Source organism: Pedococcus sp. P1_H8, from assembly GCF_056405175.1.
This window is the reverse complement of record NZ_JBFUCP010000293.1, coordinates 1-421: the sequence shown is the minus strand read 5'-3', so window position 1 is coordinate 421 and position 421 is coordinate 1. Positions and strand designations below refer to the sequence as shown.

The 421-nt window shown below is 67.7% G+C and carries 1 protein-coding gene; it reads right to left on the bottom strand.

Annotated features, from left to right (window positions below):
* On the bottom strand, positions 1 to 421 hold a 421-nt coding region (locus AC1DYG_RS20075; protein WP_477641599.1), incomplete at both ends, for an ABC transporter permease subunit.

Genomic DNA, 421 nt, shown 5'->3' with positions numbered 1-421 from the left:
GGTCAAGCGGGCCCACCTTGAGCGGCGGGATCACCAGGGAGCCACCGGTGAAGATGGAGAACTTCACCCCGAACAGCTCGTGCTCGGTGGTGTCACGCAGCACCATGTTGGACAGGAACACGCCGAACGCCATGGTCGCGAGCGCCAGGTACAGGCCGCGCAGACGCAGTGCGGGCAACGCGACCAGGCCGCCGACCAGTGCCGCCACCAGGACGCCGAGCACCACACCCAGCACGGTGAGGCGCTGGGCCAGGCCCGAGCCGGAGATCCCGAAGTGGTACACCACGATCGTGGCGACCGCGCCGAAAGACAGTGGCGCCAGGTTCATCTCGCCCGCGTACCCGGTGAGCACGGTCAGCGACAGCGCGACGATCGCGAAGGTGATGCCGATGGTGAGCGTCGAGATCGCGGACTCCACCAT